31 protein-coding genes and 2 tRNA genes are annotated in these 26,648 nt (G+C 44.9%); 7 read left to right on the forward strand and 26 right to left on the reverse strand.

What is annotated here, in order from left to right; genetic code table 11:
• Both F7C14_RS00335 and F7C14_RS00340 read right to left on the reverse strand, forming a co-directional pair.
• Positions 1 to 596: phenylacetate--CoA ligase family protein (locus F7C14_RS00335; RefSeq protein ID WP_367114302.1), on the reverse strand; the 596-nt coding region annotated here is incomplete at its 3' end.
• A 42-nt stretch (positions 597 to 638) separates the two neighbouring features.
• The gene (locus F7C14_RS00340; RefSeq protein ID WP_290898369.1) at positions 639 to 1,364 is read right to left on the reverse strand and encodes a heparan-alpha-glucosaminide N-acetyltransferase; all 726 of its coding nucleotides are present in this window, start codon (positions 1,362 to 1,364) and stop codon (positions 639 to 641) included.
• Positions 1,365 to 1,443: 79 nt separating this feature from the next.
• On the opposite strand from F7C14_RS00340, the gene F7C14_RS00345 reads away from it, so the two are divergent.
• Entirely contained in the window at positions 1,444 to 2,847 is a 1,404-nt protein-coding gene (locus F7C14_RS00345; protein ID WP_290898372.1) for a MoaD family protein, read from the forward strand.
• Positions 2,848 to 3,124: 277 nt separating this feature from the next.
• Here F7C14_RS00345 and F7C14_RS00350 read toward each other — a convergent pair whose 3' ends face one another.
• The 5 genes from F7C14_RS00350 to F7C14_RS00370 all read right to left on the reverse strand — a co-directional run bounded on the left by F7C14_RS00350 (position 3,125) and on the right by F7C14_RS00370 (position 6,481).
• A complete protein-coding gene (locus tag F7C14_RS00350) occupies positions 3,125 to 3,346 on the reverse strand; it encodes a stage II sporulation protein M (protein WP_290898462.1) in 222 nt (73 codons plus the stop codon).
• A gap of 64 nt (positions 3,347 to 3,410) precedes the next feature.
• A complete protein-coding gene (locus F7C14_RS00355; RefSeq protein WP_290898375.1) occupies positions 3,411 to 4,445 on the reverse strand; it encodes a bis-aminopropyl spermidine synthase family protein in 1,035 nt (344 codons plus the stop codon).
• Positions 4,446 to 4,447: 2 nt separating this feature from the next.
• Positions 4,448 to 4,786 (reverse strand): adenosylmethionine decarboxylase, encoded by a 339-nt coding sequence (gene speD, locus F7C14_RS00360; protein ID WP_012966358.1) that lies wholly within the window; start codon positions 4,784 to 4,786, stop codon positions 4,448 to 4,450.
• A 264-nt stretch (positions 4,787 to 5,050) separates the two neighbouring features.
• Positions 5,051 to 6,331, reverse strand: coding sequence for a cobyrinate a,c-diamide synthase (locus tag F7C14_RS00365; protein ID WP_290898383.1), 1,281 nt, complete (start codon positions 6,329 to 6,331; stop codon positions 5,051 to 5,053).
• A gap of 24 nt (positions 6,332 to 6,355) precedes the next feature.
• Positions 6,356 to 6,481, reverse strand: coding sequence for a hypothetical protein (locus F7C14_RS00370; protein WP_290898387.1), 126 nt, complete (start codon positions 6,479 to 6,481; stop codon positions 6,356 to 6,358).
• Positions 6,482 to 6,597: 116 nt separating this feature from the next.
• Between F7C14_RS00370 and F7C14_RS00375 the strand changes: the two genes are divergently transcribed.
• Together F7C14_RS00375 and F7C14_RS00380 are read left to right on the forward strand one after the other, a co-directional pair.
• Positions 6,598 to 6,864 (forward strand): winged helix-turn-helix transcriptional regulator, encoded by a 267-nt coding sequence (locus F7C14_RS00375; protein ID WP_290898388.1) that lies wholly within the window; start codon positions 6,598 to 6,600, stop codon positions 6,862 to 6,864.
• 46 nt (positions 6,865 to 6,910) lie between these two features.
• Positions 6,911 to 7,510, forward strand: a complete 600-nt coding sequence (locus tag F7C14_RS00380) for a 4Fe-4S binding protein (protein WP_290898390.1) — start codon at positions 6,911 to 6,913, stop codon at positions 7,508 to 7,510.
• On the opposite strand, the gene F7C14_RS00385 is transcribed toward F7C14_RS00380, so the two are convergent.
• The 3 genes from F7C14_RS00385 to F7C14_RS00395 all read right to left on the reverse strand — a co-directional run bounded on the left by F7C14_RS00385 (position 7,472) and on the right by F7C14_RS00395 (position 8,547).
• Complete coding sequence (locus F7C14_RS00385; RefSeq protein ID WP_290898392.1) at positions 7,472 to 7,747, reverse strand: hypothetical protein; 276 nt, start codon at positions 7,745 to 7,747, stop codon at positions 7,472 to 7,474. The genes F7C14_RS00380 and F7C14_RS00385 overlap by 39 nt on opposite strands.
• Before the next feature lie 168 nt (positions 7,748 to 7,915).
• Positions 7,916 to 7,998: transfer RNA gene (locus tag F7C14_RS00390), tRNA-Ser, on the reverse strand.
• A gap of 42 nt (positions 7,999 to 8,040) precedes the next feature.
• On the reverse strand, positions 8,041 to 8,547 hold the full coding sequence (locus tag F7C14_RS00395; RefSeq protein ID WP_290898395.1) for a winged helix-turn-helix transcriptional regulator: 507 nt from the start codon (positions 8,545 to 8,547) through the stop codon (positions 8,041 to 8,043).
• 82 nt (positions 8,548 to 8,629) lie between these two features.
• Between F7C14_RS00395 and F7C14_RS00400 the strand changes: the two genes are divergently transcribed.
• Together F7C14_RS00400 and F7C14_RS00405 are read left to right on the forward strand one after the other, a co-directional pair.
• The gene (locus tag F7C14_RS00400; protein WP_290898398.1) at positions 8,630 to 9,373 is read left to right on the forward strand and encodes a Nif3-like dinuclear metal center hexameric protein; all 744 of its coding nucleotides are present in this window, start codon (positions 8,630 to 8,632) and stop codon (positions 9,371 to 9,373) included.
• A 23-nt stretch (positions 9,374 to 9,396) separates the two neighbouring features.
• Positions 9,397 to 9,921, forward strand: a complete 525-nt coding sequence (locus tag F7C14_RS00405) for a YfcE family phosphodiesterase (RefSeq protein ID WP_290898401.1) — start codon at positions 9,397 to 9,399, stop codon at positions 9,919 to 9,921.
• Between the two features lie 93 nt (positions 9,922 to 10,014).
• Here the strand turns inward: F7C14_RS00405 and F7C14_RS00410 are convergent, their stop codons facing one another.
• The 11 genes from F7C14_RS00410 to F7C14_RS00460 are packed head-to-tail and all read right to left on the reverse strand — an operon-like array spanning position 10,015 to position 20,898.
• On the reverse strand, positions 10,015 to 11,085 hold the full coding sequence (locus tag F7C14_RS00410) for a Coenzyme F420 hydrogenase/dehydrogenase, beta subunit C-terminal domain (RefSeq protein WP_290898404.1): 1,071 nt from the start codon (positions 11,083 to 11,085) through the stop codon (positions 10,015 to 10,017).
• Entirely contained in the window at positions 11,072 to 11,836 is a 765-nt protein-coding gene (locus F7C14_RS00415; RefSeq protein ID WP_290898407.1) for a 4Fe-4S binding protein, read from the reverse strand. The genes F7C14_RS00410 and F7C14_RS00415 overlap by 14 nt, the downstream gene beginning before the upstream one ends.
• Complete coding sequence (gene nuoH / locus F7C14_RS00420; protein ID WP_290898410.1) at positions 11,824 to 12,939, reverse strand: NADH-quinone oxidoreductase subunit NuoH; 1,116 nt, start codon at positions 12,937 to 12,939, stop codon at positions 11,824 to 11,826. The genes F7C14_RS00415 and nuoH overlap by 13 nt, the downstream gene beginning before the upstream one ends.
• 6 nt (positions 12,940 to 12,945) lie before the next feature.
• A complete protein-coding gene (locus tag F7C14_RS00425; RefSeq protein WP_290898413.1) occupies positions 12,946 to 14,181 on the reverse strand; it encodes an NADH-quinone oxidoreductase subunit D in 1,236 nt (411 codons plus the stop codon).
• 1 nt (position 14,182) lies between these two features.
• On the reverse strand, positions 14,183 to 15,253 hold the full coding sequence (gene nuoB / locus F7C14_RS00430; protein ID WP_290898416.1) for an NADH-quinone oxidoreductase subunit NuoB: 1,071 nt from the start codon (positions 15,251 to 15,253) through the stop codon (positions 14,183 to 14,185).
• A complete protein-coding gene (gene ndhC / locus F7C14_RS00435; protein WP_290898419.1) occupies positions 15,246 to 15,605 on the reverse strand; it encodes an NADH-quinone oxidoreductase subunit A in 360 nt (119 codons plus the stop codon). The genes nuoB and ndhC overlap by 8 nt, the downstream gene beginning before the upstream one ends.
• A 1-nt stretch (position 15,606) precedes the next feature.
• Positions 15,607 to 16,830 (reverse strand): proton-conducting transporter membrane subunit, encoded by a 1,224-nt coding sequence (locus F7C14_RS00440; RefSeq protein WP_290898422.1) that lies wholly within the window; start codon positions 16,828 to 16,830, stop codon positions 15,607 to 15,609.
• Between the two features lies 1 nt (position 16,831).
• Positions 16,832 to 18,709 (reverse strand): NADH-quinone oxidoreductase subunit L, encoded by a 1,878-nt coding sequence (locus F7C14_RS00445; RefSeq protein ID WP_290898425.1) that lies wholly within the window; start codon positions 18,707 to 18,709, stop codon positions 16,832 to 16,834.
• 1 nt (position 18,710) lies between these two features.
• The gene (locus F7C14_RS00450; protein ID WP_290898429.1) at positions 18,711 to 20,147 is read right to left on the reverse strand and encodes a complex I subunit 5 family protein; all 1,437 of its coding nucleotides are present in this window, start codon (positions 20,145 to 20,147) and stop codon (positions 18,711 to 18,713) included.
• Entirely contained in the window at positions 20,144 to 20,449 is a 306-nt protein-coding gene (locus tag F7C14_RS00455; protein WP_290898433.1) for an NADH-quinone oxidoreductase subunit K, read from the reverse strand. Before F7C14_RS00455 ends, F7C14_RS00450 begins: the two co-directional genes overlap by 4 nt.
• On the reverse strand, positions 20,446 to 20,898 hold the full coding sequence (locus F7C14_RS00460) for a hypothetical protein (protein WP_290898436.1): 453 nt from the start codon (positions 20,896 to 20,898) through the stop codon (positions 20,446 to 20,448). Before F7C14_RS00460 ends, F7C14_RS00455 begins: the two co-directional genes overlap by 4 nt.
• Positions 20,899 to 21,165: 267 nt before the next feature.
• Between F7C14_RS00460 and F7C14_RS00465 the strand changes: the two genes are divergently transcribed.
• A tRNA-Met gene (locus F7C14_RS00465) sits at positions 21,166 to 21,240 on the forward strand.
• 88 nt (positions 21,241 to 21,328) lie between these two features.
• Complete coding sequence (locus F7C14_RS00470; RefSeq protein WP_290898440.1) at positions 21,329 to 21,700, forward strand: hypothetical protein; 372 nt, start codon at positions 21,329 to 21,331, stop codon at positions 21,698 to 21,700.
• Between the two features lie 12 nt (positions 21,701 to 21,712).
• Here F7C14_RS00470 and F7C14_RS00475 read toward each other — a convergent pair whose 3' ends face one another.
• From F7C14_RS00475 to F7C14_RS00495, 5 genes are read right to left on the reverse strand one after another with little or no spacing between them, the layout of a single operon-like run.
• Positions 21,713 to 22,597 carry an electron transfer flavoprotein subunit alpha/FixB family protein gene (locus F7C14_RS00475; protein WP_290898444.1) on the reverse strand — a complete coding sequence of 295 codons (885 nt, stop codon included), beginning with the start codon at positions 22,595 to 22,597 and terminating at the stop codon, positions 21,713 to 21,715.
• 9 nt (positions 22,598 to 22,606) lie between these two features.
• The gene (locus tag F7C14_RS00480; protein WP_290898449.1) at positions 22,607 to 23,374 is read right to left on the reverse strand and encodes an electron transfer flavoprotein subunit beta/FixA family protein; all 768 of its coding nucleotides are present in this window, start codon (positions 23,372 to 23,374) and stop codon (positions 22,607 to 22,609) included.
• A 40-nt stretch (positions 23,375 to 23,414) separates the two neighbouring features.
• Positions 23,415 to 24,680 (reverse strand): acyl-CoA dehydrogenase family protein, encoded by a 1,266-nt coding sequence (locus tag F7C14_RS00485; protein WP_367114304.1) that lies wholly within the window; start codon positions 24,678 to 24,680, stop codon positions 23,415 to 23,417.
• A gap of 12 nt (positions 24,681 to 24,692) precedes the next feature.
• Positions 24,693 to 24,971 (reverse strand): 4Fe-4S dicluster domain-containing protein, encoded by a 279-nt coding sequence (locus tag F7C14_RS00490; RefSeq protein ID WP_290898453.1) that lies wholly within the window; start codon positions 24,969 to 24,971, stop codon positions 24,693 to 24,695.
• Positions 24,968 to 26,233, reverse strand: coding sequence for an FAD-dependent oxidoreductase (locus tag F7C14_RS00495; protein ID WP_290898457.1), 1,266 nt, complete (start codon positions 26,231 to 26,233; stop codon positions 24,968 to 24,970). The genes F7C14_RS00490 and F7C14_RS00495 overlap by 4 nt, the downstream gene beginning before the upstream one ends.
• Between the last annotated feature and the right edge of the window lie 415 nt (positions 26,234 to 26,648).

A 26,648-nucleotide genomic window follows, 5' to 3' on the forward strand; every position in this document is an offset into this window, starting at 1 on the left:
CCCCACTCCTCAGCAACTTCCTTAATCCTCAAAGCGTAGCTTGGCGTGCAGTGGATGACAGTCGTACCCAAATCCATCATGAGTTCTAACTGCCTTCTCGTATTCCCCACGCCAGCCGGGATTGTCGTAGCTCCTATCCTTTCAGCGGCGTAGTGAAATCCCAAACCTCCCGTGAAAAGGCTGTAGTTTACCATGTTCTGGAAAACATCCTCTTTTCTAACTCCCACCATGTAAAGACATCTCGCCACAAGATTTATCCAGTTTTCAAGATCGTTTTTGGTGTAACCAACAACTTTCGGCTTTCCAGTTGTTCCGCTTGATGTGTGTATTCTCACGATTTCGCTGAGCGGAACGGCAAACATTCCGAAAGGGTAGTTCGAAGCTATGTCCTCTTTAGTTGTGAAGGGAAGTTTCGAAATGTCGTTGAGCTTTTTTATATCCGAAGGATGAACGCCAAGCTCCTTCATACGCTTTTTATACAGAGGAACGTTTCGATAAGCGTGATTTACAACCCACTTCAACCTCTTCAGTTGCAATTCTTCAAGCTCTTTCCTTGGCATTATCTCTTCTTTTTGCCAATAGTTGTCAAATGGCATGGTGGTGAGTATTGAAAGCGGAATTTAAAGACATCGCAAAAATTACCAAGGAAGGTAAACTCCGGGAAGGTCTCCCAAATAGAGGAGAAGAATCGCCCCAAAAATTGGCTGATGGAGAAGGTAGATTTTCAGCGTGTGCCTTCCAAGAAAAGCAACGCTTCGAAAGGCTTTCGGCAGAGAGAATTCGAACCTTCTTCCACCATCGGGATAAATTATCGAAGCCGTTCCAACTCCGAGCAGAAAAACTCCGAACCAAGGAAAAATCGGAAAGTAGTCGAAGGTGAAGAAATAAGGAGGAGTAATTCCCAAAGGAAGTAGGAGTAAATTTTCGGAGTTTATACTCTCAACGAAGAATTTTCCAGCAAAAAATATTGGAGCTATGAGAATATTCTTCTCTCCGAATCTGAGGAAAGGTATGATCAAAAGGCTCGCCACTCCAAGGAAGTGAAGAATTCCGAAGTATATCGTCCCCTCCTCAAGAAAGAGCTTGGTGAAAATCGTTATCACCAAACCCAAACCGAAGAGCTTAGCGAAACGCTTGAAAAATTTTGTGTAGTTCCACCTGAAGTGAGAGAGCCACATAGAAACTCCAGAGATGAAAACGAACATCGAGGCGGTTAGTAAAGCGAAAGCCCTCCAAAATCGTTCAAAGTCGGTGTATCCCGCGAAGTACTGCAAATCGGTCACAAAGTTGGAAATCAGCATCATTATGAGCGCTACTCCCCTAAAAAAGTCCACTTCAACGTATCTCAACTTTCGAGTACTCATTCTCAAAGCAGAACCGACTGTTACTTTAAAACATTTACGAGAGAAAGGTTATTTAGTCTCCTTCAATGAAAACTTGCTCATGGTTAGGGTAAAGCTCTTCGCAAACTTTAGGGAGGTTGTGGGAAAGAAGGAGATAGAGGTTGAAGCTAAAAATCTCAACGGTCTTCTTGAAAAGCTTTCTCAGGATTATCCAGAAATTAAAAAGCTTTACGACTACATGATCGTCGTCGTAAACGGAAAAATTGTGAAGGAGAACGTTGAGCTGAGAGATGATGACGTCGTTGCTTTAATGCCCCCCGTCAGCGGAGGGGAACTTTTTTCGGAGTTAACTCCGGTAAAAGAGGCTCAGAAGATTTTTCTTAACAATATCAAGGAAATTTCATCCGAGAAAGTTCCGCTGGAAGAAGCTTTTATGAGGGTAGCGGCTGAAGACCTAAAAGCTGAGATAGACATTCCCCACTACAACAGAGCTGCAATGGACGGTTTCGCTGTTGTAAGCGAAGTTGTAAGAAAAGCGAGTAGAAGTAATCCAGTTATTCTGAAAAAAGCCGATTTCGTTGATTTTGAACATGCTAAATGGGTACACACCGGCGATGCTTTGCCAGAAAATGCCGATGCGGTTGTTAAAGCTGAAGATGCTGAGGAGCTTGGAGAGTTTGTGGCGATATATAAGGCTGTGAGAAGATTCGAGAACGTGGGATTGAAGGGGGAAGATGTTAGAAAGGGGGAGGTTATTGTTGAGAAGGGGGAAATTCTGAAGCCGCAACACCTCTCTCTTCTGAGAAGTGCAGGAGTCGAAGAGATAAAAGTTTTCAAAAAGCCGAAAATTCTTGTGGTTCCCACGGGAGACGAGCTTCTTTCTCCGAAAAGTCAGCTCGTCGAGGGGAAAGTTTACGAGAGCAACAGCATTCTCGTAGGAGGGTTGGCAAGGTTGTGGGGATGTGATGTCGATACAAGAGGAATCGTGAGAGATAGCGAAGAAGACCTCAGAAGAATTTTCGAAAATATCGACAACTACAACATTTTGATCACGCTCGGAGGAACTTCCGTTGGCAAGAGGGATTACATGTACAAAGTTCTTGATGAAATCGGAGAAGTTCTGTTCAGAGGAGTCGCTCTTCGACCAGGGAAACCTACAATAGCTGCTTTGGTAAACGAAAAACCAGTTTTAGCCCTCCCCGGATTCCCTGCAGCCTGCTTTGCCTCAGCTTACCTATTCCTCAAACCAGCTGTGGAGAAAATGCTCGGAATGAAGGGAGAGGAGGGATTTAAAGTAGTGCTTGAGGATAAGATTTACTCGAAGGTAGGTTTCACGAGCTTCGTCAGACTGAAGGTAAGTTTCCCGGAAATGAAGGCGAAAGTTATATCCTCCTACGGCTCCGGGATTTTGTCTTCCATAACGAAAGCTAACGCTTATACGCTCGTTGAAGAGAACGTTGAAGTCGTGGAGAAAGGAGAAGCAGTAGTTGCCTACAGAATTTAGACTTGTGAAAAGCAAAGAGGTCTTCTGGGGAATGATACTTTTCATGACCGGTGCGCCCTTTTATTTCGTACCCGTTCAGGGTTAATTACACATCGCAACTTTCGATAATTTTTGCTATAATCTTAATCACCTCTCTTCAAACACCTTTTGATGAATTTAGCATAGCTTTAGCTATTTTTAGCGTTATGTTCGCTTCAATCCACGCTGCTATTACGATTAAGAGTATTGAGATCAGGACCATTGTTAGATACTCTCTGATGTCCTCTTTTGTCAGAATTTACTCTTTTCTGCCTGCTAAATAACGAACGATTTCGTAAGGAATCTTAAAACCTGCTGCTCCTGCTATGATTATTGCGGGGATTTCGAAGATGTCATGTGGAATTACAAGAAGCACAACAATTAGACTATCTTCCGCAAAAGCCATCATTGCTCCAAAATAAAAGCTATTCATTATAAGATTCGTAAAAGTTGACGCTCCACAACAACAGTTGCTTTCAATAAAAGTTTAGTTTTATAGTGAAAATTAATCAGAGTTTTTCAGGTAAATTAAAAAACAAAACTGACTAATCCGCTCCGTAGGGAGTTGCCCAGCTTTCGTTGTCTCTATACACCGCTTCGTCTATTATCATCTCTCCCTCGACTAACGGCTTAGGCTCCTTTACTGCTTCTATCCTGTAAAGGGTGGATTTGTACCAGTCGTAGTCAATTTTAGCTCCAAGCTTTTCGACTATTGGCAACTTTTCCTGGAACCTGAAGAAGTTCTTCTCCTCCTGCGGATAAACGCTGAACTTCCTTCTCATATCCGTTATTATGAACCCCATGTCGTGTATCATCTTTTGTATTTCGTACCACTTCTTTCTTGAAGCTTCGAGAGTCGTTATGCCGAAGTACCCGGAACAACCGGGACCTTTTAATGTTGACACTCCCCTTGAAAGGAACAGCTTCAGTCCCGGAATAGTCTCGACAGGATCCGTCACGAAAACATCAAATTTTTTCTTTAGCTCTTCGGGGAAAGCTTGCTGCACATCGTAAACCATCGCCTCGATCGGAAGTGAATATTCTTCAGCAACTTTGTTAATGAAATTGATAAGTCTCTCATCTATATCGACAACGAATATTTTCTCGGGCATTCCCGTCAAAGCTGCAGCTATGCTGAACAGATCGTCATCTCCAACAACGAATATTCTGCTTTTAAGTAAATCTCCTCGTTCGTAGACGAATTCTACCCTCCTTATAACCCCTTCTGGGCTTATATAGCCTTGATCGTACTCCTCCACGGTTTCGGGACGATCTTTGGCAATCTCCAAATACTTCCCGAGGACCTCTTTGAAAAAGTCGTGGATTTTCATTCCAGTATAGCTGCAGTAGTCACAGGAGACATCGAAGTATTTTGCCCCAAGCTTTTCAGCCACCTCCCTCCCCTTCTCGGTTAACCTAACCTTTCCATCGGAGATCCGAATAATTTCTCCTTCTTCCATTTCCTGCAAGAGCTGGAAGAATTCTGGGAGAGAGGCGTCTTGCAAATCTATTAACTTGTAAACTGAAAGTTCTCCTCCAGCCAAAGCCTGTAAAATTTGTTTCCTAATTCTCTCCATCATCTTTATCCCCTGTCCAAAACGAAGTGTCTGTAAGATTTGGGTTTAAACTTCTGCAAAAACAACTCAAAAGCTTTGTCCGTCTTTCTTGTGTCGCCACAGGTGAAGATGTCCAAGTTCACAAGCTCGTATTCTGGCCAAGTGTGTATCGAAATGTGGCTTTCAGAAATCAAAACAACGCCCGTAACCCCATAAGGTTCGAACTGTTTATAGTGAGAGCTTACTTTCGTCAGTTTAGCCTCCTCCACTACGCTCTCCACTATTTCCCTCACCGTACTCTCATATGAAATCAGCTCCTTTGGAACTCCATACAGTTCCGCTATTATATGCTTTCCTACGATCATCGCAATCACCCTCCATATTCACCACCCGCAATAGCATTAAATGAGCAAAGCTTTCTGATGACTGAAAATCTGGTAAAAGGTATTGATTTTTAAATCTTTCGCAGAAATCTTCAAAGCGGACACTCCTTTTTAAAAACGGAAAGAAAATTATCTTCCGTTTTTGAATTTTTCTGGAAATCTCCGAATTTTTCTGACTAAATCTGGACTTTAGCGGAATTTTCTGAAAAGTAGCTGTAAAAATTAGTATCTTCCTTTAAAATAATTTTAATTAACTCTCTTCTCGAAAAATTCAGCCAGCTTCAGCTTCGTTGAATAGAAGTGCAGATGGGTGTAACTTCCTAAAATGTTGCCGGATACAGCTCCATCGAAGCCATCGACTATGCCTTTTCCGTCGATTCTGAAAGCGTATCTGACATCATCATCGGGAATTGCGTAGCTGTAATGAAATTCGTGTCCCTTAAAGCTTTTAGCAAAAAAGGGATTGTCTCTCACAACTTCTCCCCTAACGTAACCAAGAGCTTGGAGTTTTTTCGTAAAAACTATGTCTATGTCCAGAAAAGACGAGCATTTAATCACTCCAGTCTCTGTTTCAATTTTCCTTGAAAGAAACATCAATCCTCCGCATTCTCCGAAAACCGGCTGATCCTCGTACTTCCTTCTAAATTCTCTCGCAAAAGATTCTATTTCTGGGTAAAGCTCTGGATACCCTCCTCCAAAGTAGTAAGCATCGCAATACGGAAGCTCGTTGTTGAGGGGGGAGAAGAAAATTAACTTAGCATCCCTTCTCAGAACTCTGAGGTTGTCCTCGTAGTAGAAGGCGAAAGCCGCATCGAAGGGTATGCCAATCGTGAATTTTTGGTTTTCCTCCCACTTTTCCTCTTCGGCTTCCACCTCTTTGGACAGCTCGATTATTTTGTCTATATTCAAGTAACTTTCAGCAATTTCGGCAGCTTTCTTCCAGTCAAACCTGCTTTCCACTCCGAGTTTCAAGCCAAGGTGTCTGCTTTCAACTTCCAAGTCTCTCACTTTCGGAATAAAACCCAAGACTTCAGTTTCCCCTTCAAAAACCCTCTTCAATTTTTGGTAAAAAGTAGAAGAGACGGAGTTGAAAACAACTCCGGCGATATTGACATCTTCAAAATCCCTAAATCCTCTAAAAAGGGCTAAAGCTGAATAGGACATACCATTTGGATTTATAACAAGAATTACGGGAAGTCTCAAGATTTTAGACACATGCGCCGTAGATGAGAAGCTGCTCATGTTATAGCCATCGTAAAGTCCCATAACTCCCTCAACAACTCCGAAGTCCGCATTATGCATCCAATGTTTAAAGGATCTAACAACTCCATCCTCACCCATCATGAACGGATCAAGGTTGACAGCCTTCCTCTCAAATTCGTAGTGGGTCGGATCGATATAATCTGGACCTACTTTAAACGGCTGAATTCTGTAACCTCTCTTTTTTAAAGCTGAGGTGATGAGAAGCGAGACCGTTGTTTTCCCGGCTCCGCTGTGGGTTGAAGCGACTACCACCGCTTTCGGCATCAAGTCAAGTTTTCCCCAAATAAATTAAACTTTCTTTCCGTTCTTCCTCCAGATGCAGTAACCCCTGTATTCGCAAATCCTTCCACGCCAGTACTTGCAGTTGGCGTTGATGCAGATGCTCTCGTATTCCGGGATGTTTCCGGCGACCATATTAAAAATTCTATCAACCTGTTTTCATTAAATTTTCTATATGTTTACTTTTTGTAAACATGTTTACCAAAACTCAACATCTGTTTAAGTTTTTACAGATTGTAAACAAGTTTACAATGGAGAAACTTCGAAAAATTTTGAAGCCATCAAATCTCAAGATACTGTTTCTGCTCGAAAGCGGAGAAAAAAGATGGAGCGATCTCGAAAAAGTCATGAACAAGAAGCAGGTAAGTGAGTCTTTAAAGGAGTTGATGGGACTCAAACTTGTCAGAGCGGAGGAAAGAAAGAGGGGTCTTCAAACGTACAAAGTATACAGCCTAACGAAGAAAGGAAAAGCTCTTGTTAAAGAGATGAGAAGAATTCAAAAAATCCTTGAGGAATGAAGATTTTAGGGTATACCTATATTTCATTATAGTTTAAAGTTTTAGTGTGGAAGGCTTCGAGGTCGAGTTTTGTAGGGCATGCAAAAATGCGTTAATTCCTATCGAAGATTTGAAGCATGAGATTTTGAAAATTCTTGAGGACAAAACGTGGAACGCAAGAAGGAGTCACGAAAGAATAAAAATTGGAATTGCCGCTTGTCCAAACGCTTGTAGTTCTCCGCAAATAAAGGATTTTGGGGTGATAGGTTTTATAAAGCCCAGCGTCGATCCGGAGAAGTGCAACTCCTGCAAAGCTTGTTTGAAAGCTTGTAAGGAGAACGCTATAAACTTCAACAGCTTTCCAGCTTTTAACGAGAACTGCATCGGATGCGGGGACTGCATGAGAGCCTGCAAAACAGGAGCAATTAGGGGTGAGTCGTACTTCAAAGTTCTTGCCGGAGGAAGACTTGGAAGACATCCAAGGTTTGCGGAAGTCGTTGCAGTCGTGAAAGATGAAAAGGAGGTTTTGAGAGTCTTCGAAGAGGTTTTGAGGATATCTTACGAGAAAAACAAGCGTTTCAGTTATATCGACAACTCTTTGGAAATCCTGAGGGAGAGAATAAAGAGTTCAGCCCTTTCTGAGGTTAATAACGGCTTGGACGGTTGAGATCGCTAAAGCCACGACAGCCATTCCAAGAAGTGACAGAAGTCCCACAAACGCCAGAAGCGAAGCAAAAAAGCTTGCCGAGGTGTGAAGCATTCCGATGATAAAGACAATAGCTGTCATAATTCCGGCTGCAATGGTTAACGTCCAGAGAAGTTCCCATTTTTTCATGTAGGAGATAACCAAGTTTACGAATGCAGCAATGAGTCCGAGAGTTAAAAAGAAGGTTACTTCCCTCATCGGAAATTCACCCCGCTATTGTTTATCATTTATTATTGAAAATTTTTGTGCTCGATAAAGCTATTGTCCATAATTCAAACGGGGCTATTTTGATCGGAAATGTAGAAGGTGATGTGCAACGACCAGTGACAGAAAAGAATAAAATTAGAATTTTCAGAATGCTCAGAACGCCGGGGCTGGGACTTGAACCCAGGAGCCCTTGACGGGCACCGGCTCTCCAGGCCGGCGCAGTGCCTCTCTGCAACCCCGGCAGCAATAGATGTCTTACTTAAATTTGCTTATGAAAGTTTTGGTCATTCCCTACACAGACTGCACACAATTTTTCCGTCGACAAAAGAGAAATCATCTGTTTTCTTTCCGCATACCTCGCATTTAATCTCCACGTTCAGCTGAAGTCCGTTGTCTTCCTTAATCTTCGTAAGGCAAGGATAAAATTCGACAGAATCGGAAAACTCCGTAAGCTTAGTAAAAGTTTCCCTAATCCCTTCCATCGAGCAGAACTTCATCGAGACAAGGTATTTGTTTCCGCAAAGCTTGTAAACTTCATTCACACACTTCAACTTTACGATCTCTTCTGGCTTATCGGTCTCCACGATTGCAAAAGCAGAATAACTCCTTTTCAGAACTTTTTCACTTATTTTTACCGTGAACTTCTCGATAACGCCGCTTTTTACAAGTTCTTCAACTCTCTTTTTAATGGTAGGTCTGCTAATTCCGAGTGATTTTGCAAGTTCCGAAAAGCTCAATCTTGAATTTTCCATAAGTGCAAATATTATTTTGAGGTCAATTTCGTCAATCATCAATTACTGTTTTGTACATACTCAAAGATAAGTGTTTTGTTTTTTGATAAAGCTTAATAAGCAATTGCCACCTTAAGCTTTTATGGAATTAAGCGAGGTCGTCGATTTTTTTGATACCTATTTAAGGGTAAATGAATTTAAAGAAGATGCCATAAATGGCCTTCAGGTTGAAGGTGAGGAAGAGGTTGAGAAAATCGTTTTTTGCGTGGACGCTTCCATGGAGAGTTTCGTTAGAGCGTTGGAAGTAGATGCGAATATGGTGTTCTGCCACCACGGATTGATTTGGGGAGGAATAAGAAGAGTGGACGGTATTCTGAGGAAAAGGCTCAAGTTCCTACTCGAAAACGAGCTCTCCCTATACTCCGCTCACCTCCCTTTAGATGCCCACAGAGAGGTGGGAAATAACGCATGCCTCTTAAGGCTTATTGACGTCGAACCCGAAGAGCCTTTCGGAGAGTACAAAGGGTACAAAATAGGCTACGCCGGCTACTGCGATAAAGAATTCGAGGAGATTCTTGAAGTAATGGAGGAAAACTTCGAAAACATCGGCTACTTGAAATTCGGGAGGGACAAAGTGGAGAAAGTTGCGGCAATCTCCGGGAGAGGAGCTTTTGCAATTGACGAAGCGAAGAAGAATAATGTGGACTTGCTGATAACCGGAGAGATGGAGCATTCTGCCTACCACCTCGCAAAAGATAACGAGATGAACGTTATATTCGTCGGACACTACCAAAGCGAAACCCTTGGTTTGAAAAAGCTCGTAAATCTGACGAGAAGCGAGCTTGGGATTGAGGCGGAGTTCATCGACATTCCAACTGGCTTATAAGCAGGAGTTTTCTAAACATATCCATGAGAATAGTCGCCATAAGCGACACACACATCCCGGACAGGGCTTCGAAAATACCTGGTGTTATCGTAAAATTTCTCCAACAAGCCGATCTTATCGTTCACGCTGGGGATTTCACGAGTGAGAGAACTTACAGAGAACTAAAAAGTTACGGAAAGCTCGTTGCTGTGATGGGAAACATGGACTTCGTCGATCTACCTGAGGAAGAAACTTTTAAGGCTGGAAAACTGAAATTCGGTGTAGTTCACGGGTACGGCGTTTATCCGAGGGGTAACGTAAAAGAATTGGAGAGAATCGGAGAGGAGATGGGAGTTGACGTTTTAATCACCGGTCACACCCATTCACCTTCTATCCACAAAGGAAGGGTTGTGATAATCAACCCCGGCTCTGCTACCGGCGCGTGGGGTGGAGGCGGAGGAAAAGGAATTCCAAGCTTTGCGGTAATCACAATTGGAGAAACGTTAAACGTTCAAATCTGCGAGCTGGAGGAGACTTTGAAAGTTAAAACATACAAGTTTGAAGTGTAATTGGCGGCTTGCCGACGGTCTATCATCGAAAGCTTCTGCTCTCTCCGACCGCAACGGCGGTATGAAAATTTAGTTGGATAGTGTAATTAAAACTTACCCTTTGGGATACGGGTGGATTTTGACTTTGTAGTCGCAGAGCCTCTTTATAACGTCTATCTTTACCTCCCCAACCTCGATGTAGTCTTTCTCCTTCAAATACTCAAAGATTTCCTTCGCCGTTTCGCTCCTTATTAAGACGCTCGAAAAACCTTTCTTGCTACCAACGCTCCCAACGCTCGCATCAGCCTCAACAGCTGAAAAATCTTGACAGACTTTACATCCGTCCGGAACGATTTCCTCCATTTCCTTAACGGGAATGCTGAATTCCTCACCAGTATCGTATGTGACTATGAAGTTACCTTTCTTAATATCTGTCTTCACAGCCTTCCTAAGATCTATCCCCCTGCCTTCCAAGAACTCCTTCAGTTGCCAGTGGTAGAAGTTTTCTGTGCAGAACAAGCCTATTGCAAGCTTAACCTTCTGCTTGTAAAGGGGAACCACTTTTTGAAGCTTTCTCAATCCCGAAATCATGCACGGAGTTCCGATTATTCCCACAGCCCTAACATGCTTTATAGAATCGTGAAGTTCCGGCATGACTGAGGCGAAGCTGTACTTAGTTCCAGTAATCCTCTCATCTTTAAGCTGGTCGGGATCCGTTATGTGAACGACGTAGGGCTTAAATTCTTCGTCCCTCGCAACGAAGAGGGCGACATCAATAATGCCCATTTCCAAAGCTCCCGCCATGAATTCCGAAACCATAGCTCCGTCCTGTCCCTTAAACCTCTTGGACTTGCCAGCTACAGCTTCGATGTACTCTCCAAGTCCGTTCAGTGGCGTGTAATCGTATCTCGGGCAAACCCTTATGCAAGCTCCGCAGTCTATGCAGTCCTTCCTCCAGTTGGGGAAGTCTATCGGCTTGTCCTCCACCACTATTCCCCTAACCGGGCAGATGTAACAAGTTCCGCAGTGACTGCAAATGCCTTTGTCGATCACCACAGCCTTCAGATTTCCGAAGTACTTGCACCTCTCCACCCTTTCGGGTCTCTCTTTAGTCCAGTCGAATCTGCATTCTGGCGGTTTTTCTGGAATCGGAATTTTCCAGAGCTTGACGTCAACCTTGTTCATCGCTTTCACCACCCTTTAAAACCTCCTCTCTCCTGAAGGGTAATAACGTTTGCGTCGGGCAGTTTCTTATGCACACCATGCACCCCGTGCACTTTTCGAAGTCTATCTCCAAAACCATCGTCTGGAGATCCTGAAGTTTAAAGGTTATTGCATTTTGCGGGCAGGAATTTACGCATATTCTACAAGCTATACAGTTCTCCGGAAAAGCTGCCCCAGCTACGAATTCTGGTCTTTTCGGCTTTTCAACTTCCACTATGAGATTTTCCACTTCCTTCCTTTTTATCATTTTTAAATCCCCGTCGAAGTCGTACTCGACAGTGACTGTATCCTCTCTCCACATTTCAGGCTCTCCGGCGAGTTCTTCAGGTGGAAGCACCATCGTGTCGAGGGATGCAAAAGCTACATCGTGAATTTTCGAAGGTTTTAACGCCGCTGTTGGGCATGAGTCCACGCAGAAGTGACATAGAATGCACTTCGTGTAATCAACTCCCGGATAGTACTTGTTTTCCCTCTGGTACATCTGAATGGCGTTAGCCGGGCATATGTGAGCGCACCTAAAGCAGTTTATGCACTTCTCCTTATCGAGCTGCAATAAACCTCTAAAGTTGTCGGGAAGCTTTCTCCTTTCTCTTGGATAATGGATCGTAATCGTCCCTGGGGAGATTGCTTCTTTAAAAGCTGTTGTTATCGCTTTAATGTGAAGCGCTACACTCTTATGAACTTTCGGTTTCTCAACCTTTATCCTAACCATATCACCCACCCCGCTGAGATGAAAAATCCTATTAGAGAGAAGGTGAGCAAAGAGCTCCAACCGAACTTCAAAGCCTGATCAAGCCTGTATCTTCCGTATATCGCTCTTACCATCACTATGAATCCCATGAGTACGAACGCTTTGAGGAATAGCCATATGGCGTAGCTCAACTCTCCAAGAAAAGCAATTTCTGGACCGCTCCACCCGCCGAAGAAGAGTATTGCCGCTATAAGACTAAGCAAGTAAAGCTTCTCGTAAGCTATTCCCATAACCAAACCGAATATAATTCCGCTGTACTCGACGAAGGGTCCGAAAGCTATCTCCTGATCAGCCTCGGATATGTCGAAGGGCAACCTTCCGGCAGCCATTACCATGCCAATCAGGAAGGCAATGAAGGCAATCGGGTTCATGAAAATTCCCGGAATCCACTGCTTTTCAACTATAACGAAGGGATCTCCGCTCTTGTATAGGAGAACCATCGAAAGTACCGCTATCATCAAAGGAATTTCGTAAGCAACGTAAAGGAAAGCTTCTCTGACGGTTCCGATAAAAGCAAACCTGTTGTTTGCGCTCCACCCTATTCCCAAGATGAAGATGGGGAGCAAAGCCGTTAAAGCCACGGCGATCTGAATTGCGTAGGGTGACCTTATCGCATAGATCGTTCCAGCCGGAATTAGGAGGATCGGTAAAAGCACGGGGATGAAGGAAAGAATTGGCAGCTGAAGGAAGTAGAGTTTGTGAGCATCTCTATGAATTATCACCTCCTGGAACATGTATCTCATACCGTCAGCAAGAGTTTGAATGATTCCTCCAGTTCTCCTCGACACTTCCTTTGGACCAACTCTCCACTGAATTCTTGCTGTAAGCTTCCTCTCCCACCAGATCATTATTAGCAAAACCACGGTCACCGCAAGAAGTCCCGGAACGAACAGGATCACAAAAGCCGGTTTCCAGAGTATGAAAGCTACTACAAGGTTTACGAGCGGAATCTGAAGAAGCTTGTTTATCAAAGGCTCCAAAATTGGAATGTTTACCATGTTGGCAGTCAAAGCGGCGAAGATTTTTTCCACGATTCCGCTTACAATTCCGCTAACGTCCACCATAACGCATCACCTGTCTGCTTCAGGCGGGAAGTAACCCCAACTGCCATAAATGGCTTGGAGATCTGCAAGCCTTTCTCCCTTCAGAGATTCCATAAAGCCCTTCAGATACAACCAGCTCGGAGTAACGATCCTCAACCTGTAAGGAGTTGTAGACTCTCCGTCACTTACGATTGTGAAAAGCAGCGAACCTCTTGAAGCTTCGGTTATCGAAGTGTACTCTCCCTTCGGAAGGACAAGATCTCCGTAAGCTTCGAAGAAACTACCTCTTATGTCCTTCCTGTCGAAAGCCACGATATCTTCGCTTATGACATCTCCCTCGGGAATGTTGTCAACAAGTTGCCTCAGCATGTTTATGCTCTGGCTGACTTCGTTAACTCTCACCAGAAACCTCGTGTAGCCGTCTCCATCCTCTCCTACGACCATCTCCCAGTCAATTTCATCGTAGGCTTCGTAAGGCTCAACCTTTCTCACATCGTATTCAACCCCGCATGCTCTGAGGAAAGGCCCGACGACTCCAAGTTTAATCGCCTCATCCTTGCTTAAAACGCCGACATCCTTAAGTCTCGCTATGGTTGTCGGGTTCGTTATGAATATCTTCTCAAACTTCTTGAGCCTGTTTTCTAAGGCGTAGGTCATTCTCTTTATTTTCTGGAGTGTATCGTTATCAACGTCTCTCCTAACACCTCCCGGAACTATGAAAGAGCCGGTAATTCTTGTTCCGGTAATTCTCGTGATCATCTCGACTATAAACTCTCTCACAGCAAACGGATACATGAAACCTGTCGTGTGTCCGAGAAAGACCGCTAAAATTCCGGCATCGTAAAGATGAGTTCCAATTCTGCTTAACTCGGCAAGTATTGTTCTTATGTACTTGGCTCTTTCCGGAACTTCGATCTCCAAAGCCTCTTCTATAGCCCTAACGTAACCAAGGTTGTAGTTCCCGAAATCCATTATCGAAGGTCTTTCAACAAGAGGGATGTTCTGGATGTACGTCTTATACTCCGCAAGCTTTTCCATGGATCTGTGAACGTAGCCCGGATCTGGAATGACATCGGTTATGAAATCCCCTTTTAACCTGAGAATAATCCTCATGTGACCGCTTCCGGGATGTTGAGGTCCAACAAAGACAACAAATTCATCCTTTCTGTAAGCTTCCTCGACGAATTTCTTCGGAACTGGAATGAAGTACCACTCGTACTCCTTCGGCGGTTCTACTGGAACCTCAATCGAAATTTCCTCCATTTCACTCACCTCCCACGTAGACGTCCTCTTCAAGCTCGAAGTCCTTCCTCAACGGATATTTGGGCGTGTCTGGAGCGAGTAAGAAGTTCCTCCCCATCCACTCGTTTCCTTCGAAAACAACTCCAAACAACTCGTGCATTTCTCTTTCCATGTAATCGACGCTCGGGAATATGTCGGCGACGCTCTTTATCTTAGCCTCCTCCCGAGAAATTTCGGTTTTGAAGTTAACTATGAGCTTCATCAATTCTTTATTGCCGTAGCTCGAAAGGTGGTACTCGATTATGAATTTCCTCAGATGGGGGACATCTATAACGTTCAGAATCTTCACGTGATCGAAACCGAATTCCTTAGCCTTCTCCATAACTTCTCTTACCCTATCAGCTTCGAAGGATGCGCATATTCTGTTTTTAGCCGTTACAACGACTTTGCTGACAAGGTCTCCAAAGTGCTCTCTAATTTTCTCCACGAAAACTCTTCCCTCCTCCCATCTATAGCTTCTGTCTCTATCGACAACTATCGCAACATTCTTCATCCTTCTCTTCGGGGGTTGCGGAGGAATCTTCTTGACCCTCTTCTTTACCTCCTCAAAAGCTATCGGTTTGAATTTGATCGTGTCATCCCACTTTCCGCTGATTATCTCCTCCTGCAAGGCTCTTATAGCTCTGAGCATGCCTTCCGGCGTGGGAGGGCAGCCAGGGATGAAGTACTTCACCGGCACTATATCGGCTGGGTTAACCATGTGGTATCCGTTCCAGAACAAACCACCCCTTAATCCGCAAGCCCCCATCACGATGACGAACTTAGGATCGGGCATCTGCTCGTAAGTCATCTTTAAAACTCTTGCCATCTTCCTCGTTATCGCTCCTTCAACAATTATCAGATTAGTCTGTCTGGAAATTCCGAAGTTCAGACTTCCAAGTCTCTCTCCATCGTATCCGGCAGCATATCCATGAGCGAGTTCAACACCGCAGCAAGCGGTGACGAGATGGACGGGCCATAGACTGAACTTGGTACCCCACCTTTTCATCGGAGAGAGGGGACCCTTATGAAGGAATTCAATCATCTCATCCATAGAAATCCCTCCTTTCAGCCAATTCGTAAGCATAATTGAACGCGTAATACACTGCTGGAGCGACAATTATGATCGAAAGAGCTAAGAGGGGAAGAGCGTAAGACGGAAAGACAGCCATGAGCATGAACAGAACTGCTATCGGCTCAAGAGCCATGAACAAGATGAGATAGCCGTAATACTGCATCGGTAAAACATATTTAGGCGTTGCTATCGGGACGTTTCCAGCTTCCCATCTCAGGTATTTCAGATCGGTGGGCTTTCTCTTTGGAAGTATTTTGGCGATTAGGAGTAAAGCTACATCGGTTAGCACTGCGATGATTATTACGAGCGCTACCGCAATAACTTCCTTCACGTCACACACCTCCCAATTTGAAGTAACCAACCAAAACCTTCGAAGAGTCTATCAACCAGTTGGGGGGAACGACCGTGAGAAGCATTATTATCGCTGAAATCCCTATTATGCACAACGCCAGTCCTTTATTCGGTTTTCCTGAAAGCAGATTTGCAAGTCTTATGTAATATGGCACTGACATAGCCGAATTTATCACAAGGAGAACAGCAAGCCACATAACGTTAGCGTAAATTAAAGCGGCAAGAATGTAAAACTTCCCCCAAAAGCCAAGGAGAGGAGGTAGTCCGATAAAGGAGAGAGCCATGATGTAGGAGAACACGCTGTTCGTTCCCTCCTCCCTTATAGCCGTGAAAAATCCGATTTTTCCGAAGGCGTTGGCGAAGAGCTGAAGTAGAACTCCAGCAAAAGCCAGGTAAACGAACTCTGGTTTGTAGAAAACCGTGAGGGCGGCGATTATGTAACCCATGTTGGCGACGGTCGAATAAGCGAGAATCCTTGCGGGCTTGTTGGAAGTTAAAGCACCTATATTCCCAGCGAGCATGGATATCGCAGCAATAACCCCTATGAAGAGCAGAGCCTTTTCGGTGTTCACAGTAAATAGTATTTTGAAAGCTATGACGAAGGGAACGAATTTCGCGAGACTCGCTATAATTGAAGCAGGAATGGGATCAGCTGTGTCGAAAACGTCCGGAACCCAGTAGTGGAGCGGAGCAGCCCCGACCTCCATTGCAATTCCGAGAACCAACAAACATATGCCGACGGTCTGAATGCTCTCAGAATTGACGCTTCCTCCATAAATCGTTAGAGCTGCCCCTATTATGAAGAGAATCGTGGCTACGACCATGAACGTTATGTACTTCACACCGACATCCACCTTAGCTCCGCTTTCCGAAGCCATGACGAGCATGTACGTCGGAGTGCTAACGAGGATGAAGGCTAAGATCAACATGGCAAAGCTCGTTGAGTACAAAGCAACTACCGTCGCAATAAGCATTAGAGAAACCAAAGCGTAGTCGACTCCTCTCAAATAGCTCTTTTTCATTAGGAAGAGAGCTGCAATGTTTAATATCGCAACGAAGGCGATCATCGCAGAAACGAGTATTGCTGCCTCAACTACTATCGACAGAGCTAAGGCTACCAAAGCTGTAACCAAGCTTATTTCCGGCTTTCTCAATCCGAACGCCGCTCCGAGAGCCAAAATTATTAGAGGTATCGTGAGCTCCATACTACCACCCCGCCACGGAAACCACTATCAGCAACAGCATTAAAGCTCCAAGGGCGAGCTGCACGTAATGGGAAAGCCTTCCGGTTTGGAGAACTCTAATTCCCTTGCTCACACTTTCAAACAACCCCGGAATTGCTCTGTGGGTGAAGAAGTCGATAGCCCTGTTTCCGTAGTCCACGGCTGTAACGAAAGCCCAGCCTATCTTGGGAACTATGAAGTCGTTGAGAGCCATCAAGTAAAACCTGTCCGCAAGAACTTGCCCAACTTTCGTTTCAAGGGTCGGCTTGACGAAGCCAATAGCATAGGCTACGGTAACAAGCACACCGACCATGAAAGACGTCGCATGGAATCCGGCTTTAACGAATTCTTCAACATGCTCATCAATTCCAAGGAGTATGACAGCCAGCAGTAAGAAGAGCATCGAAACCATCAGCGTGTATCCGGTTTTCATCAAACCTCCGCCGTGGAGGTGGAGGTGAACATGTCTGCCCTTAACGAAGTTCATGCTTAGGAACTTTGCTAAGAAAGCGGAGTAAACTGCTGAGATTACTATGAGCAAGAAGAGCGGAGCTTCTCCAACTTCGTGCAGAGCATGCATAACCTCATCCATGGCAGACTTCACCCAGTAAGCCGTGAGAGGTGGAATTCCGGCGAGCATCACAGTTGCGATTATCGTCACGATGAAAGTCAATTTCATTTTCTTCGCAACCTCCAAGTCTCCGCAGAGGAATCTGTCGTGGGTTTCGTGGATTAGATGCCCGGCAACAAGGAACAGCGTAGCTTTAGCGAAAGCGTGGGTTATTAAGTACCAGAAAGCCACAACTATCGCAAATTCCCCAATCCATTTGCTCGCAGCTGCCGCAGCGAACATAAGTCCAAGGCTCGACATCGTTGAGGCGGCAAGAAGTACCTTTCTCTCCCTACTTGCCAAAGCAACAAGAGCACCGTATAGAGAGGATATCAAACCAAGGAACAGAACGAGGAGGTAAACGAATTCTATCCCAGCATCGTGGATATTCCATGGCTCTATGTACCAGCTTATCCTCATGAAGAGGTAAGTTCCGGCAGCAACCATCGTAGCTGAGTGTAGCAAAGCGGAGACGGTTGTTGGGCCGGTCATAGCAGTCATTAACCACTCGCTGAAGGGGAGCTGTGCTGATTTTGTGAAAGGACCCATGAGGAACGCTAAGAGAAGGACAGCAACGCCAAAGCTTCCGATCTTTTCAATCAAAAGCTCCCAGTCTATTTGGGAAATGTTGAGGTTCCCAGCGAAAGCGAAGATCGCTGCCACAGCAAAAAACATCGGCATGTCTCCAAGCCTTATTGTCGATATAGCCCTCCAGCCTCCGGTGCTTGGGCTCCAGAACATCTTCAAAAATCCTACCTTCCTGTTAATCACTCCAACATAGCTTAGCTCGTCATCATCTCTGAACCAGTGCCCTATCAGACCCCATGAGGCTATTCCAAGACCTTCCCACCCTATGAGCAGAGAAAGCAGGTTGTCGCTGTAAACAACCATTAGCATTGAAGCGGTGAAGAGGTTGAAGAAGAACCAGTACCATCCGAGTCTGTAGTCGTCTTTCATGTACTCCAATCCGTAAACTCCTATGACGAAGGCTATGAAGCCCGTTAGAACACCCATGTACTTGCTGAGGTAATCGACTATGAAAGCGATCTCTATGCCGGGAAGCCATGGATAGGAAAATCTTCCCTCTTCAACGAAGAGTAAGATGTAGAGAGTGACAAGGAACGAGATAAACAATCCTACAACTGAAAGTACCGGGAGCTTTCTTCCAATATTTCTGTTGAACTCCCAAGCTACCGCTATTGGTATGCTCGCGATGATCGGAGATAGTAGGAGGACTAACCAAAGCCACATTTTACGCCACCCCCAAGAACCTTACAAGGGCGTCTATAAACCAAGTAGCAAACGGAGGGAGAAGTAATAAGATCGATAAGATCGCTATGACGTAGAGCGGGGAGTCCAGCAACCTGTGAACGAGAACTTTAGAGTAGTCCGCTGGTGTTCCGTAGTAAATTCTCTTCATCGTGTAAAAGCTGTAGAGTCCGGAGATTATGAAAACAATTACGACAGAGAGCATCGTTGCCATGGCGATGCTGTTTATTGCACTCGGCAATCCGAAGGTGTCTGCTAAGCCTTTCAATATGTAGAACTCCCCGATCATACCTATCGTAAGAATTCCGCTCAAATTCATAAAGCCAAGCAGAGCTGCGTTGGAGATAGTTGGAACGAATTCGTGCATTCCGCTCATCTTGTTCAAATCCCTCAAACCGTGGAAGGTAGCTATGATAGCTCCGGCGGTCATGAACAATATGGACTTCCCGAAGGCGTGAGAGATGTACTGAATGACAACTCCAATTATTCCGGCAGCACCAAGGGTGAAGGCTATGAGTATGTAACCCATTTGAGAGACGGTAGAGTAAGCGAGAAGTCTTTTGTAATCATTTTGCTTGAAAACTGCCAAACCAGCATAAACGCTCGTTAAAACACCGTAAGCAAATATTGGAATCCTGTGATCGATTATGAACGAAGGCTCTATGAAGTAAATTCTGAGCAGGACGTAGGCTGCCAATCCAACTGTGAGGGGGCTTAGCAAAGCTGAAACCGGCGTTGGTGCTTCAGCATGAGCCCAAGGAAGCCAGATGTGGGCTCCAAATCCGGGAAGTTTCACGATCATTCCCAAAAACACAAGCAGCCAAGCGAGGAACGAAACCGTCTTTATGCCGTCCAACGCAAGGGTCTTGTTTTCAAAGCCTATAAGCAGGAAGCCAACCAATGCCAAAGCTCCAGCTATATGGGTCCAAACGAAATACAGTAAAGCGACCCACTGTCTATTGCCATAGCCGTACATGTAGATTAGCAGGAACGAAGTAACGAGCGAGATTTCAAGGAAAACGTAGAGGAGAATCAAGTTACCGGCGTAAACGAGCCATAGCATAGAGGCAGCATAGAGGTTGTAGAGGAACCAGTACTTTTTGAATTCATCCTCTCCAAGACCCATCTCCTCAAATCTGTGAGCCATGTAGGGATATGAGTACAAGGCGACCATCGCAGAGACGAATGCTATCGTAAACCCGAAAGCGTGACTTACCGTATCACCGAACATGTAAATGTTTCCAACCGGCTCAGCTGCTTGAACGAGATCGACTCTGTAGTAGGCTCCGGTGAAAGCATCAATGAGTAGCCCAACAAAAGCTGCAAAAAACGCCACTGCCGACAATACAGCCGCTTCCCTTGGCTTGAAAAACGGAGCTACGATTACCGCTATTAAAGGTGCAAGCAGAGCAGAGATCACAGCTCATCCCCTCCGCTCGATACTTTTTCCATCGCAATTCCTCTGAATTTCCTGTCGAAGAGGATAATAGCGGAGATTAAAACGAGAAGTTCGCTACTGCTCGTGAACAAAGAAGCGACCATAACAGCCATTCCTTCTGCCGTGAGTGTGTCTATCGCAAAGAGCGGTAAAAGGGAAAGGAAGACTGCTGCGAACATCAACTCCAAAGAGATGAGCAGCCTTATCAGATCCCTCGAAGTGATTAAAGTGTAGTAGCCGATCATCAACACTATTATCGAGGCTGCGAGAGTTGCGGCGATCATTCTACATCCCTCCTAACCATGCTTATCGCCGACAAGAGGAGGAGGGTCACCATAACCACAAGTAGAAGCACATACGTCTGATAATCGGCTGTGAATTCCTTAAAAGCATCAACAAACTTTGGAAGAGAGACGGAGAAAACAGCGAGGGTCGTTCCAAGAAAAACGGCAACAAAAGCAGAAAACAGCGCCCAGTATCCGCTGTGTTTTACCGGATTGATAAACCTGTAGCTTGCGGCTAAGGCTATAGTTATTATGCCAACAGCCCCGACGAATATGAAAGCTATTAAAGCGAGAACGGAGTGAACTCCAAGATAAGCGTAAGTTCCGCCCACCACAAGCAGAGTTGCCGACATGTATAAGGCAGAATAGAAGTTGTCCCTGCTTTTTGCGACACCTAAAGCCATAGCAACTGATAAGGCAGAAAGTAAAACTACAACGAAATCTGACATGGTTTCGAGTTATTTGCAGGGTAAATAAATTTTGCTAAATTTAACAGAACAATTGCACATTTAAAAGGAGCTTGGAAAATATTTATCACGATCGAACAATATAAAAAGACTAAGATGAAGGTCGTCGACTTTGAGATGAACTTGGATAAAGAAGGTCGAAGGAGGGAAATTTAAAGCCATCAAAATCGACTTTTTCAGGAAAAAAGCTTTTCAAAAACTTTTTCCGAGAAAAAAGTTTATATATCGAATTCGACAACTATTGATCGAAGCGGGGTGGGGTAGCCAGGTAATCCCGGCGGGCTCATAACCCGCAGATCCGTGGTTCAAATCCACGCCCCGCTATGTTCTCTTATTCACCCTGCCTCGCTTTTTCTTTGTATTAACCGATGTACAGAAAGATATATTTTAGATACTTGCCAACACATTTCAAATGGAGAACGAAGAGCTCGCCTTCGTAAACAGGTACATAGCCAAAAAATTTAGAAGATCCGCTGCAGAAAGGCTAAAGAATGTATTTAGAGCAGTTCTCATCTCGAAATCCAGAGAAGAGATGATGAAGGAGGAGATAATAAGGGAGCTGAAGCCCTTTTATTCCAACTTCGTGAGGATGAAAGTCGAAAATGAAGCTGCTGCCGAAGCGGCTATAGCTCTCTTCGATGACAGAATTCGAATGCTCCCGAAGATAATAGCTCTCGAAATTTTCGAGGACATCCAGTTTTACAAAAGCTTAAAGAACGGAGTCGCGAAGAATTACTTCATTCAAAGCTTGGTCGGTCAGATCCACTCCCTCTTCTACCAGTAAAAAAATTTGAAGTTAGCTCTGCTTGAGCTTTTCGATAAGCTTCGGCACTACCTCGTACAAATCCCCTACTATTCCGTAGTCAGCGTTCTCGAAAATCGGTGCTTTTGGATCGTTGTTTATAGCCACGATTATCTTGGAATCCCTTATTCCGGCAACGTGCTGAATCTGTCCGGAAACGCCGACTCCTATGTAGAGCTTCGGCTTAACAGCTATGCCGCTCATTCCCACCCAGTTCGGCATCCACTTTAGATCGGCTGAAAGAGGTCTGCTAACTCCGACCGCTCCGTTCAAAAGCTTCGCAAGCTCTTCGAGCATAGCTAAATCCTCTTTCTTCTTCACACCTCTTCCAGCGCAAACCACAACTTCCGCTTCGCTTATGTCCACTCCTTTCTCCTTCTCCTTAAACTCCACGAGGTTAACTTTGCTTTCAAAGCTCTTTTCAACTACTTTTATTTCTCCGCTCTCTTTTCCTTCAGCTTTTTCAAAGCTTCCCGGCTTTACGCAGAGTATTATCGGAAAGTCCACCTTCACTTTTGCTTCCGCTGCTCCCAAAGCCGATCTTCTAACGTATCCATCCTCAATAGCCTTTACATCACTTACGCATCTCACTCCAAGCTTCGCCGATAGCATGGAAGCTACCGCCACCCCTTCCGCCGAAGATTCCATCAGAACAGCTTCGGCACCAACTTCGTTGTAAAGCTCCTTCAAAGCTTCGGAGTAAACTGACGGATCGTAATCTCCAGCTTTTATCAGGTAAACTTCCTTGAAAAACTTCTTTCCTTCTTCAGCAACGCTCTCATCGAAGCAAGCGAAAACGAGATCGTCGGAGATCTTCGAAGAGGCTGAGAAGTTTTCCGCCACTTGCCTATCCTCAAAAGCCGCAACGAGGACTTTCACGCTACCACCTCACAGCACTCCTTCCTTCTTCAATTCAGCTATCAGCTTCTCCACAACTTCGTCAACGTTGTCCTTAACCTCGAAGATGACTCTCTTCCTCTCAACCTTCGGCATCCTTATTTCTTCCACTCCGCTGTTAACGAACTCCACTTCGAAATCTTCGAGGCTGTGAAACTCCGCTTTCTTTTTCGAAGCTTTCAAAATGTCCGAAAGCTTGGGAATTCTCGGCTCGTTAATTTCGAGCAAAACCGAAACCACGGCTGGAAGACTTGATTCAAATTTATAAATTCCGTCACCCATGTCGCTTTCAACAGAAGCCTTTCCGTTCTCGACGTTCAAAGCCACAGCATTTGGAACGAACGGAACGTTTAAGAATGCCGCAATTTTTCCGGGGACGAGCCAAGAATAGCCGTCTGTTGACGCTGCCCCGCACAAAATCAAATCGAAGCTACCAACTTTTTTTATCAGTTCCGCTAAAAGCTTGGCCGTTGTTGTAGTATCAACTTCCTTCAATTTGTCGTCAGCAACGATGTGTACCTCATCCACCCCCATCGCGTAGATTTCCTTAACGGCATTTTTAACGGCTGCATCCCCAACTGAGAAAGCAACAACCTTCCCCCCGAGCTTTTCTTTCAACCTCAAAGCCTCCTCTATCGCTCTCCTATCCATGTCGCTCAGCTTTCTTGGAGCCGCTTTTAACAAAGGCTCTCCTGTTTTCGGATCGAACTTTACCTGCTGAGCGTCCACAGCGTACTTAACGCAGACGGCGATGTTCATAGGAAAACCTCCCAAAAATAGAAGAAAAAATTTTGGAAATTTACCCCTGCACGAACTCCCTTCCTATTATGTCTCTTGCTATTATGTACCTCATTATGTTTTGTGCCCCTTCAGCTCCGATCACGTAGCTGAACGGCCCGAGCCACGCTCTGAAGATCGGGGCTTCTTTCGTGTAAGCGTAAGCTCCGTACCACTTCATAACCTCTTCAGCCAAATCAACGCAAGTCTCTGGTCCATAATTCTTTGCCAAAGCCACCGGAACGTTCAGATCCTTCGGAGAGAAGTTCGGATCCTTCTCTATGTATATCTTATCAGCGAGTCTTGCCGCTCTGTAGACGAAGTATCTTGAAGCTTCCCATCTCGCGTAGAGGTCGGCGAACTTGAAGCTGACCCCTTGGAAGGAAGCTATGCTCCTACCTCCGAAAAGCTTCCTCTGTCTGAACCACTCCACAGCCTTCTCCAGAAGCCATCTTGCAGCTCCGATCGTTGCTGCGGCAACAACGATTCTTGCCAAGTTAAACCCTTCCATCACGTGGTAGAATCCCTTGTTCTCTTCTCCAAGCAGGTAATCCTTCTCAAGTTCGAAGTTCTCAAGAATGAAACCTCCGGTAGTTAACCCGTGCCTTCCGATGTCTTCGTAAATCGTCGGTATCCAGCCCTCCTTAAGCTTTCCGTTCTTCCTGACGATGAAAGCAAAAGCTGACAGTCCTCTGTGCCCCTCTCCTCCTGTTCTCGCTATTAGGAACCAGCCGCCACCCCAAGGAAGCTTTTGCACCTCTCCAACTCCGCTGATGTAAGCCTTCTCTCCGTTAAATACGTAAACATCCCCCTTCTTCTCGGCTGTGGTTTTTATTCCGGCAACATCGCTTCCTCCCTGAGGTTCGGTGGAGGCTATTCCGAAGAAGGCATTACCCTTAGCAACCTCCGGAATGATCTCCTGACAAACCTCTTCCTTTCCAAAGAGTTCCAAAGCGAAGGGCCACCCGTTGTTGAGCAAAGCGTAAACGGCTAAAGCAACAGCCGGATCAGCGTAAGCGATCTCCTCTATTGCAATGGTGGTCATCGTATACGTTCCACCCTGCCCTCCGTACTTGTCACTACATGGAATGCAGAAAAGCCCTTGCTCGCCCATTTTCTTAATCAAATCTACCGGAATTGCCATCGGATCCTTTTCAGCCTTCTCATCCACCTCTATCCACTTCGGCGCTATGTACTTCTCGCAGAACTCTCTTACGCTCTCCCTGAACAGCTTCTCCTCCTCCGAAAATTCCAAAACCGGGTCCTTCGGGTACTCTATCACGCTCAACTCAAACACCTCCTAACCAAACTGGTAGTTTACTCCGAAACCACCCCTTGGGTAGTTCCACTCAAGTTTTCCACAAGCGATTCTGCAAGTTCCACACTCCAAACAGCCTTCATAATTAAAATTAATTTTTCCATTTTCCTCTTCGTAGAGCTTGGCAGGACAAACTTTCAAGCAAACCTTAAGCTCGCAATCTTTGCAAAACTCCTCCCTCAGGATTATGTGGGGCTCTTCATCTATGACGAAGCTCACGAGTCCAAGTCTATCTTCGACGCTAAGCCTCTTTTCGCTCATAAACTCCTCACCACCTTCCAGAAGTCCATAAACGCTCTGAAAGTAGAGACTCTCTCCCTCATCTTCTCTTTAGCCACCGAATAAACTGTCTTCGGTTTATCCATCCTGTAAAGTTCTTCGAAAACCTCTATGAACATCTGGGGGTAAAGGGAATAGAATTTCTCTTCTCCGAGGATTTCGTGAGCTTTTTCGTAGAACTTTAGCTCTTCGTAAATGGTTGAGCTTTTTAAGAGATTCTCGTAAACCGCAAGGTTTTCCCTACTCATTTCTCCTTTTTCGTGAGCGTTTTTCACAGCTTCGGCAGCTAAAACGCCGGAGTAAAAAGCGTAATCAACACCTCTAACGGTGAAACCTCTGTTCAAAACCAATCCGGCAGCATCTCCAACCAAAACGAAACCGTCAGACACAAGCTTTTCTGGCACTCCCCTAACTCCAGCTTCCGGAACGAGGTGAGCAGAATATTCTATAACGCTACCGCCTTTAACGAGTCTGTAAATGTAGGGGTGAAGCCTAATGTCTTCAGCAAGCTCGTAAACGTTCAGGTTATTTTTCACTGCGCTATCGACCCTAACAACAACTCCGAGAGAGACAGTCTCCTTATTCGTGTAGAGAAAAGCTCCTCCTACGGCATTTGGAAATCCGACCATCAGGTTCGCCAAACCTTCCTCACTTTCAAGCCCGAACCTCTTGTTTATTTCCTCCTCCGAGAGCTTTATAACTTCCTTTACTCCAACGGCAACCTCATTAGTTTTCCAATCCCTCCTTATCCCAGCTCTCATCGCAAGAATTGGGTTTATTCCTTCAGCGTCGATGACGACATCAGAGTACAGCTTCTCCCCTCCTGCTACAACCCCCTTGACTTTCCCATCCTCGATTATAAGGTCATCAACCTTCATTCCGGTGATTATCAAAGCTCCCTCGTTTTCAGCAATCTGACCAAGCCACGAATTGAAGTTCGATAGATATGCTGTGAAACTTTCCTCGCTCTTTTTCGTGAAAAGCTCAATGCTCAATCCTTTTTCAGAGTCAAGGAACGTCAATACTTCTTTTCTCACCCACCTCTCCACTGGAGCATCGTCTAAGCTGCCGAGTTCCCTTTTGAAAATCTCGGAGTAAATTCTTCCTCCATAGACACTCTTGGATCCTATCCTTTCACCCCTCTCCAGTAAAACAACGTTAAAACCGTACTTAGCAAGCTTTATCGCCGCTCCTAATCCCGAAGCTCCCCCTCCAACTATTACCGCATCGAATTTCTCCTCCATTTCGGATCACTTGATTTTATTTTCAATCGATATTTTATTAATTTCGCCCAGCTCTTGTATCGAAATTGTAAAATTTTAATCGAACTTTTCTTTCCAAATACATATACTTTTCGGTAAGTTTTCGAACATTGTCTACAATTACTTAAAATTTAATGTTTACAATAGTCAATCGGCAAAGTTTGAGGAGGTGATAAAATTGCGAAAAATTTAAATAATTTTTAATTATAATACTGACAAGAAGAGAGGTGTCCGGGAATGAAAATAAAGTACTTCCTGATATCTCTGCTGATTTTTGCCGTTGTAATAGCCGGATGTCAGCAAAAACCCGAAGAGAAAGCTACACCAACGCCAACACCAACTGAGGCTAAAACGCCAGCTCCAGAAAAGAAGGTTGAAACGCTGTATTTCGGTGCAC

It is taken from the genome of Ferroglobus sp., assembly GCF_015521575.1.
Taxonomy (GTDB): domain Archaea; phylum Halobacteriota; class Archaeoglobi; order Archaeoglobales; family Archaeoglobaceae; genus Ferroglobus.